This window comes from Marinobacter sp. (assembly GCF_035268745.1).
Taxonomy (GTDB): domain Bacteria; phylum Pseudomonadota; class Gammaproteobacteria; order Pseudomonadales; family Oleiphilaceae; genus Marinobacter.
This window is the reverse complement of record NZ_DATFKH010000043.1, coordinates 1-9,091: the sequence shown is the minus strand read 5'-3', so window position 1 is coordinate 9,091 and position 9,091 is coordinate 1. Positions and strand designations below refer to the sequence as shown.

The window sequence follows — 9,091 nt, the reverse complement described above, 5'->3', positions numbered from 1 at the left end:
ACATCGGTGACAACAGCCACCATTCAGAATGCGTGAATAGAAAAAGGATACAAGGAATTCAGCGGGCGAGGGGGCCCAAAAATGCCGCAAAAAACGAATAATCGGACTTGATTCCTGCACTCTTTAGTCCATTTGGGCTAGCATCAGAAATCTGCTGATTTAAAAAGCGTTTTTTTTATGCTTTGCTGTGGCTGACCGGGCCGGTCCCGGCGAGATCCGGATGCCTGCCCATTGGCTTCTCAGTCCTTTGATTTGACGGCGCGCGCAATGGTTGATCGTGATGCCCCGGTCTCGGCGCAGACTTCTGACCAGCTGTAACCTTCATTGAGCATGGCAAGAATCTGCCGGTGTTTTTTCCGGTCCACCGGGCGTCCTCTGTATTTTCCCTGCGCCTTGGCCCTGGCAATGCCCTCAAGGTGTCGTTTACGCGTTTCCCGGCTTGCCCTGAGGGCAAGAGCGTCAACCATGTCCAGCATCATGCCGGTCAGTCTCTCGGCCATGGGCGCCATTGCACTTTCACTGGAGACCATGACCCAGGATGACTCCACGTCCAGCGCAACAATGCGGATTTTGCGCTGCCTGATTCTGTGGCGGAAATCCTTCCATCGGTTGTCGGAAAGGCCACTCAAAATACCTGCGCTCTCGATCAGCAATACGTCATTGGGCCGGGCCTGACCCAGCAGCCGGAAAAGTTCATCACCGGGTTCGGGGGCCGTTCGGGATTCAGGCCCGCCACGGGGTGCAATTGCAACACCCTTGTCCCGCAGCAGCCGGAACAGACTGGAACGGGCTGGCGGAATTTCCCGATCGCGGTAGTAAGCGTGGATCCTTTGCCCCTTGCGCAACGCAAAGGTTGCAAAGGCGTTCTCAAGATCAGAATGGTTTTTGCCTGATACTGTTCTGTGGAGATAGGCGTGTATCAACACAGCGCTCGCCTCGGTTTTTTAGGAATGGTTTTATAATAGGTGAGATTATGGCTGGTGCAAGCGAGCGTCCGAGTTCCGGGAGCCCATGCAATCCGGTTCGTTTTGAATCATGTCAAGCGAACTGGCCAGAGTCATCCCTGGCTCGCAAGGGCCTTGAGATCAGCGATCAGTGCCTCTGTGCTCTGGCCCGGGCGAACCAGCAGGCGAGCCTCACCATCGCGATCAAAAACATAGACCGCGCTACTGTGGGAAACGTCGTAGTTGCCGTCTTCATTGGGCGCCTCATACCCGAAAGTCGTGCGGTAGCGTTTGCTCAGTTCCCTGAGATTTTTCTCGCTCCCGGTCAGACCAATAATGCTATCGCTGAAAAACTCAACGTAACTCTTGATGCGTTCGGGGGTGTCGCGTTCAGGATCAACGCTGACAAAAATGATCTTGACGTCCTGCCGAGTCGGCTCGGGAAGATTCTTCACGACCCTGGCGAGTTTCTGGAGCGTGGTCGGGCAGATATCAGGACAGGAGGTAAAGCCGAAGAACATCAGGCGGATATTTCCGTCCGTGTCTTCGGCGGTGACGGTTTTGCCTGAGGTATCGGTCAGTTCATAGCTCAGTTCCGGCATCAGACCGCTGATGCTTTTCGCGTTCCAGTTCTGCTGATCGCCGGAACAACCGGCCAGAAGTGCCAGCATCAGGGCGGCAAACAGGCGGATTCCGGACGTGGAAATTGTGGATATCACTGGGTGGCCTCTTGTTGTGTCTCTGGTCCCGGACCGGGCTTTGAATGCGGGGCTGAACGGGGCGCAGGGCCGGTATCGGCGCGCATGGCACGACGAAGAATGATCAGGATCCCGAGGATGCTCATCATTGCCGGCGGAATCCAGGTCAACATCCCGCCTATCAGCTGGTCCATGTCCGGCGGCATGGGCCAGGCCCGGCCACAGACCTCGTAAACGTCATATACCATGCCCCTGGCGAACACGATGTAGGCGCCCAGAATCATCTGGGGAATGGCGACGACCGCCAGACAGAGTATCCGTTTGCCGTATCCGAGGGCGTTGGTCGTCGCCGGCGACCGTGGATCAAAGATCAGCCACCAGAACAGCAGGCCGTCCAGGAGCATGCTCCAGTTCATCACCCAGTAAAGATCGCGGCTGAGCATGGCGTCGAAATGAATCGATGGCCAGAGCCAGAAATAGATCAGGCCGAAAAACAGCAGCGAGGCAATCGCAGGCTGCTGCAGAACGCGGTAAGCCCAGCCCAGCGGGGCAAGATACGGCAGCACCGGCTTTGGCATCTGACGATACAGAAACTGCATCACCGGCAGTGGATTGGACAAGGCGATCAGAATAGGGCCCAGATGATGGAGAATCAAATGCTGCCCGCGATGGACGAAGAACATGTACTGCGAGTAGTAATCAAACCTGGTCTGCATTACCGCATAGCACAGCAGGACGCCCAGGGTGAAGGTGAAAATCCTGCCACTTCCCGGCCGGTCGGCGGCAGGCATTGCCAGCAAAGCGTAACTGTACAGACCCAATACCAGGATATAGGCCAGAATGGTCAACGGCGAAAAATCATAAGGGAGCAGGTAATCTGCAACTGACATCTGGAGTGCACCCTTCAGTTATTGTTTCTGAGGCGGTTACGTAACTGTTCAAGCCGCTGCCGGATTTCTTCCCGTCGCTCGTCACTGCCCTGATCGGTTGCAGGTCCCGGGAACCTCGCCGGCCGGGCCTGCTGCTGGGCATTGCCGGTCTGCGAGCCATCGCGGCGAGGACTTGAAGTATTGGCAGCAAGGTTCATCCCGGTCCGGTCCTCATCATCCGGAAAAAAAAGACTCTCACGCACTCCGGCCCGCTCAATGATGATGCGGTCAGGCCTCACTGTCCTGAGAGTTGCGTTGCCCGGGAGTTCGTCACCGACAATAAAGGCTTCGGTCTGACCTTTGTTGTCCTCCACCAGAGCGCTACCCGGAAAATCGCCTGAGGCGGACATCACGCCCCGGAGAACCAGCTTGAGGTTGGTTTCGGGCAAATCGTCAATATCGGTTTCCGGCGCCACGGCCTGCTCTTCATTGCCAAACATCTGGACTGAGGCAAGGGCAAAGTCAGGCACCTGGCGATCGGCCTGTTCGTTACTCCGCGTGACGGAGCGACTGTCGCCGGTTTCAGTCACGGTTTGTGACTGCCAGAAGCCATGGGCCTGCCAGGCTGTGGCGGATATCATACCCAGTCCGGCGGCGATAGCCAGAATAAAGGGTAACCTGGAACTGATCGAAAGCATTCTAGTGTCCCGTCTGGCCGGTGTTGCCTGCCCTTGATATCGAACCACCATACCTTCGGACAGGCGCCTTGGCCAGAAGCCCCAACGCCTCACAGTGGGTCAGCGAAGCAGCCAGACTGGACACTATGTCCTGAAGGTACAGATGCAGGCGTTAGAGTTGCCAAAGGTTATCAGACTGTAAGGCGTCAAAAGCAGTATAGTGTACCGGGATATTCAGTGGTTCCAATTCCTGTGGTAGCCTTCTGTGTCTACTGAATTATAAGGATTCCGGCGATTGTGGATACAGACACCGACATAAAGTCGCAAGATGCTCCTCTGGGTCGGCTTCCGTTCATGTTTGCTAAGCGCAACGGCGTCATTCTGACCCGTGACGACGACGGCGAGGCGGTCATCCTGGTAAAACCCGGTGCCGGACATTCGGCGCTTGCCGAAGCCAACCGTATCAGCGGCGGCCACGCACGATTCGCGACCATTGATCCCTCCCGCTTCGATTCGGCCCTGAACGCGGCCTATCAGAACGACTCCGCCGAAGCCATGCAGATGGTCGAGGGCATCGGCGATGATATGGACCTGGCCTCGCTGGCCGATTCGGTGCCGGAAACGGAGGATCTGCTTGAGCAGGAAGATGATGCGCCGATTATCCGCCTGATTAATGCCATCCTGACCGAGGCGGTCAAGACCAATGCTTCGGATGTCCATATCGAAACCTACGAAACCCGGCTGGTAGTCCGCTTCCGGGTTGATGGTGTGTTGCGGGAAGTGGTTCAGCCAAAGCGGGCACTGGCGCCATTGCTGGTTTCCCGTATCAAGGTCATGGCAAAGCTGGATATCGCCGAAAAAAGGGTTCCCCAGGACGGGCGTATTGCCCTGAGAGTTGGCGGGCGCGAAATTGATCTGCGGGTTTCCACCATGCCGTCTTCCAGCGGAGAGCGGGTAGTGCTGCGGCTGCTCGACAAGCAGGCCGGCGCTATCCGTCTGGAGTCCCTGGGTATGGCACCGGGAGACCTGAAAGTACTCCGCCGGCTGATTCAGCGCCCGTACGGGATCCTGCTGGTAACCGGCCCCACAGGGTCGGGGAAGTCCACCTCGCTGTATGCCGCGCTTCAGGAAATCAACGACCGCAGCCGCAACATCCTGACCGTGGAAGATCCGATTGAATACAACCTGCCCGGTATCGGCCAGACCCAGGTAAACAACAAAGTGGATATGACGTTTGCGAGGGGGCTGAGGGCGATATTGCGGCAGGACCCGGACGTGGTCATGATTGGTGAAATCCGCGATATAGAAACCGCTGAAATTGCAGTTCAGGCCAGTCTGACCGGTCACCTGGTGTTTTCAACCCTGCACACCAATACTGCCGTAGGTGCCATCACCCGCCTGATGGATATGGGCATCGAGCCTTTTCTGATTTCGTCAAGCCTGGTGGGCCTTGTGGCCCAGCGCCTGGTCAGGGTACTTTGCACGGAGTGCCGCGAGACCTACACGCCAACGGAGGAGCATTGCGAATTCATTCAGCAGGACCCGTCAGATCCCCCGACGCTCTATCGCGCCAGAGGTTGCGAAGCCTGTAATGATCTTGGTTATAAAGGGCGTATCGGTATCTACGAGGTGGTCGAGGTTAACGAGGAAATCAGCGCCCTGATTCACAAGCGTGCCGGTGAGCTTGATCTCGAGCATGAAGCCCGCCGCCACGGCCCGAGCATTCATGCCGATGGTGTGCAGAAAATCATCGACGGGGTCACCACGGTGGAAGAAGTTCTGCGCGTAACCCACCGGAGCCGTTAACCAGATGCCAGCATTTGATTACAAGGCGCTCGACAGCCGTGGCAAACAGAAAAAAGGCGTGATGGAGGCGGATGCGCCAAGAGCGGTGCGCCAGCTTCTCAGGGAGAGGGGCATGACACCGCTGGAAGTGGTGCATGCCACCGAAAGACAGAAACCGGGCAGCCCGCTGGTCAGCCGTGGCTCGATCAGTGTCGCCGACCTGGCCCTGATTACCCGCCAGCTTGCCACCCTGATCCAGTCCGGTATTCCCATTGAACAGGCGTTATCGGCCACATCAAAGCAGGCTGGCAACCCGCGGATCCGCAGCATGCTTATCGCCATTCGTGCCAAGGTGATGGAGGGCTATAGCCTCGCCGACAGCCTGGGCGAGTTTCCGCGGGCGTTTCCGCGGCTTTTCCGCTCCACGGTTGCGGCGGGCGAGCATGCCGGTCATCTCGACCTGGTTCTCAACCGCCTCGCCGATTACACCCAGGCGCGCCAGGAATCCCGTCAGAAAATACAGCTGGCCGCGATTTATCCGATCATTCTGAGTGTGGTGGCAATTGCCATTGTCGTGTTCTTGCTGACCTACGTGGTGCCCGATATCATCTCGGTTTTTGTCAATCAGGGGCAGGACCTGCCGGCGTTGACCAGTGCGCTGCTGACCGTGTCCGACTTTATAGCGGGCTACGGCATTTATGTGCTGCTAATCATCGTGGCCGGGATTGTTGGCTTCCGGGTCGCACTGAAACGTCCGGCCTTTCGCATGCGCTTTCATCAGAGCCTTTTGAATGTACCGATGTTCGCCAACATGGTCAGGGGGGTCAGCACAGCGCAGTACGCCAGCACCCTCAGCATCCTGACCACCAGCGGTGTACCACTGGTAGACGCCATGAGAATCGCAGCGGAGGTGCTGGCCAACGACCATCTGCGACTGGTCCTCAAGGACGCGGCCCGTAAGGTCAGTGAGGGCGGTTCCCTGCACCGCGCTCTGGACCAGACCGGCTATTTTCCACCGATGATGCTGCATATGATTGCCAGCGGTGAGACCAGCGGTGAACTGGATAGTATGCTGGAGCGAACGGCGAGCATGCAGGAGAAAGATCTTCAGGCAAAAATTGCTACCATGGTCGGCCTGTTCGAGCCGCTGATGCTGCTGTTTATGGGTGGCGTTGTGTTGATTATTGTTCTGGGCATCATGTTACCGATATTGAATATGAGCAATCTGATCGCCTGACCCGAACGGACAGGGCGATCACTATTCCGGTGTAAGAGGCAGTTAAAATGACAGGCAGATCCATGGAAAATTACATTTCACCCAGAGAGTTAAGATCACAACCTCAATCAAAATCACAACGTGGCTTCACCCTGATCGAGATCATGGTGGTTCTGGTCATTCTCGGCCTGCTGATCGCGATTGTCGCACCGAACATCATCGGCCGTGGTGATGAAGCGCGGGTGACAGCGGCCGAGGCCCAGATGCGCAGTATCGCCAATGCTCTGGATCTTTATCGCCTCGATAACAGCCACTATCCCTCAACCCAGCAGGGACTGGAAGCGCTGGTCTCCAAGCCCAGCGGGAGCCCGGAGCCGCGAAACTGGAATCCGGACGGTTACATGAAATCCGTGCCGGTCGATCCCTGGGGCTCGGAATACCAGTACGTCAGCCCGGGAACAGAGGGCCCCTACGATCTTTATTCCTATGGTTCTGACGGGCAGGAAGGCGGCGAAGGCGATGCGGCCGACATCAGTGTCTGGCAGGTCCGGGAATAAATGGGTCTGTGCCCCCGGCCCCGCGCCAGCGGTTTCACTCTGATTGAAATTCTGGTGGTGCTGGTGGTGGTCAGTATGCTGGTTGCCCTGGCCACCTTTACGCTCGGCGGTAATTCCAAACGGCGTGACCTCGACAACGAGGCAGAGCAGTTTTTCCTGCTGATGCAGACCCTGTCGGAGCAGGCGGTGTTGAATAACACCGAGTTTGGCCTGGTGATGGCAGAGGATCAGTACCGGTTTCTGGTTTACGACCAGCAGACCGACAGCTGGCAGCCTTCCCCGGAACGGATGTTCCGGAGCAGGGCACTGCCGCAATGGCTGGTGGTGACAAAGTATCTTGAAAACGATATGCCCCGCCTTGCCCGCGATAGCGACAGTGACAGTGACAGTGACAGTGACAGTGACGACGATAGACGGGTGCCGGATGTTGTGCTGTTTTCAAGCGGCGAAACCACACCGTTTGAACTGGAATTCAGCCTTGGTTCTTCCGGCCTGGCACAGGATGATTATGTACACAGCATCAGCTCTGACGGGGTCTCGCCCATACAATGGCAACACCCGGGCAAAGCCGGGGTGGAAGGCGAATGAAGACCGCCAGAGGGTTCACCCTGATTGAAGTTCTGGTGGCCCTGCTGGTGTTCAGTATTATCGCCACCGTGGCTGCCCAGATGAGCAGCCAGTATATTTCCACTTACGAGCGAGTGCGGGATAAGACCTTCGCCGGCTGGGTTGCCGATAACCGTATTAATGAGCTTCGCCTGCAGGAAAGCCTGCCGCCGGTTTCGGTCACCACCGATGACATCGAGTATGGTCCGTTTCGCTGGCAGGTCCGCACCTCGGTGATCAATACCCAGGATCCGGCGATCCGCAGGATTGAAGTTGCTGTGGGCAAATTTCGCGGAGATGGCAGCGAACCACCACAACTCCACTCATTATCCGCGTTTATCGGAGCTGACTGATGCCTGATTCACGCGGCTTTACCCTGCTTGAAGTCCTCATTGCTATCGGTATCACTGCGGTGGTGGGGCTTGGGGTATGGCAGGTATTGTCCGGTATCATCCAGTCCCGGGACCGGGTTGACGAACTGGCGGTTCAGTTTGAGGCCCTGCAACGCACCATGCTGTTTCTGGAGCGTGACATCACCCAGGCCGTCAACCGGCCGGCCCGGGATATATACGGGGACTTCGATCCTGCGCTGACCAGCCGTGAAGACGATCTGGTCCTGTTGCTGACACGTCAGGGCTGGCGCAACCCGCTGGGTATCCGCCGCAGTAATCTGCAACGGGTTGGCTGGGAATATACCGGTGATTCCATCCGGCGACGGTACTGGGTGTCGGTAGATCAGGCGCAGGAGGACGACAGCCGCGATGCACTGATGCTGGCGAACGTGACTGATTTCCGTGTCCGTTTTCTCAATGAGCAGAACAACTGGCAGGATACCTGGCCGGACGATAACAGCCTGGCCGACCAGATGCCCGGAGAAAAGCCCGAGGTGGCATTGCCAAAAGGACTCGAGGTAATTATCGAACACCAACGTTTTGGTAACCTGACCCGCACCTTCGTGCTGCCGGATTTCGCCAGCGATGTTGCCCAGAATGAGGTTAATACCGGATCGGCGGAGGAGGATGCCGGAGACGAGGAATCCGATGGCGAGCCAGCCGGAGGTGGGGTTGGTGGCTGATCAGACAGGGCCCGGTTCAGCTTTACAACACCAGTCCGGCGTGGCATTGCTGATGGTGCTGTTGGCGATGGCACTGGTGACTCTCATCGCGGCGGGCATGGCGCCGCGGCAGGAGCTGAGGATTTTTAAAGCCGGTCATTATCTGGCCCAGCAGCAGGGATACAGCATCGCCCTGGGCGCGGAAGCTTTTGCCAGGCGCATTCTGCTTCGTGATTACGAGGACGACGAGGAAAATAATGCCATGGTTGACAGCCTCGACGAGATCTGGGCGTCCAATTCCGCGGTGCTCCCGGTTGAGAGTAGCGAAGGTGGCGATGTCCGGGTCATTGCCGTGGCCGAAGTCCAGATCGATGGCCTGGGGGGGCGGATCAACCTGAATGATCTAGTGCGCGCTGGCGAGGCGGTGGATCCTGTGACCCGGGATCGCCTGACGGCTTTGCTGGAACTGCTTGAAATCACCAGTTTCAGGGTCGATGCCCTTATTGACTGGATCGACACCAACGACGAGACGATCAGCGCCTATGGCGCCGAGGATGGTCAGTATCTGGTGGCTGAACCGGCCTACCGCGCGGCCAATCAGTTTTTTACCAGCGTTTCCGAGCTCAGGTTGATTGAGGGCATGACGGAGGAAGCCTATCGTGCCTTGTTGCCTCATGTGACTGCT

Annotated in this window: 11 protein-coding genes; 7 read left to right on the top strand and 4 right to left on the bottom strand. The window is 57.4% G+C overall.

Features of this window, described 5'->3' with window-relative positions:
• Positions 1-239 precede the first annotated feature (239 nt).
• The 4 genes from VJ956_RS03080 to VJ956_RS03065 form a co-directional block, all read right to left on the bottom strand.
• The gene (locus VJ956_RS03080) at positions 240-926 is read right to left on the bottom strand and encodes a helix-turn-helix domain-containing protein (RefSeq protein WP_324081523.1); all 687 of its coding nucleotides are present in this window, start codon (positions 924-926) and stop codon (positions 240-242) included.
• A gap of 131 nt (positions 927-1,057) precedes the next feature.
• A complete protein-coding gene (locus tag VJ956_RS03075; RefSeq protein WP_324081522.1) occupies positions 1,058-1,663 on the bottom strand; it encodes an SCO family protein in 606 nt (201 codons plus the stop codon).
• The gene (locus tag VJ956_RS03070; RefSeq protein ID WP_324081520.1) at positions 1,660-2,532 is read right to left on the bottom strand and encodes a cytochrome c oxidase assembly protein; all 873 of its coding nucleotides are present in this window, start codon (positions 2,530-2,532) and stop codon (positions 1,660-1,662) included. The genes VJ956_RS03075 and VJ956_RS03070 overlap by 4 nt, the downstream gene beginning before the upstream one ends.
• A 14-nt stretch (positions 2,533-2,546) precedes the next feature.
• Positions 2,547-3,209: a type II secretion system protein N gene (locus tag VJ956_RS03065; protein WP_324081519.1), complete on the bottom strand. Its 663-nt coding sequence runs from the start codon at positions 3,207-3,209 to the stop codon at positions 2,547-2,549.
• Between the two features lie 333 nt (positions 3,210-3,542).
• On the opposite strand from VJ956_RS03065, the gene gspE reads away from it, so the two are divergent.
• The 7 genes from gspE to gspK form a co-directional block, all read left to right on the top strand.
• A complete protein-coding gene (gspE, locus tag VJ956_RS03060; RefSeq protein WP_414674371.1) occupies positions 3,543-4,994 on the top strand; it encodes a type II secretion system ATPase GspE in 1,452 nt (483 codons plus the stop codon).
• A 4-nt stretch (positions 4,995-4,998) separates the two neighbouring features.
• On the top strand, positions 4,999-6,210 hold the full coding sequence (gene gspF, locus VJ956_RS03055; RefSeq protein ID WP_324081515.1) for a type II secretion system inner membrane protein GspF: 1,212 nt from the start codon (positions 4,999-5,001) through the stop codon (positions 6,208-6,210).
• A 62-nt stretch (positions 6,211-6,272) separates the two neighbouring features.
• Entirely contained in the window at positions 6,273-6,746 is a 474-nt protein-coding gene (gene gspG / locus VJ956_RS03050; protein ID WP_324081513.1) for a type II secretion system major pseudopilin GspG, read from the top strand.
• Complete coding sequence (gene gspH / locus VJ956_RS03045; protein WP_324081511.1) at positions 6,747-7,334, top strand: type II secretion system minor pseudopilin GspH; 588 nt, start codon at positions 6,747-6,749, stop codon at positions 7,332-7,334.
• Positions 7,331-7,705, top strand: coding sequence for a type II secretion system minor pseudopilin GspI (gene gspI / locus VJ956_RS03040; protein WP_324081509.1), 375 nt, complete (start codon positions 7,331-7,333; stop codon positions 7,703-7,705). The genes gspH and gspI overlap by 4 nt, the downstream gene beginning before the upstream one ends.
• Positions 7,705-8,427 carry a type II secretion system minor pseudopilin GspJ gene (gspJ, locus tag VJ956_RS03035; protein ID WP_324081507.1) on the top strand — a complete coding sequence of 241 codons (723 nt, stop codon included), beginning with the start codon at positions 7,705-7,707 and terminating at the stop codon, positions 8,425-8,427. Before gspI ends, gspJ begins: the two co-directional genes overlap by 1 nt.
• A partial coding sequence (gene gspK / locus VJ956_RS03030) for a type II secretion system minor pseudopilin GspK (RefSeq protein WP_324081505.1) occupies positions 8,420-9,091 on the top strand: 672 nt, incomplete at its 3' end. The genes gspJ and gspK, both read left to right, overlap by 8 nt.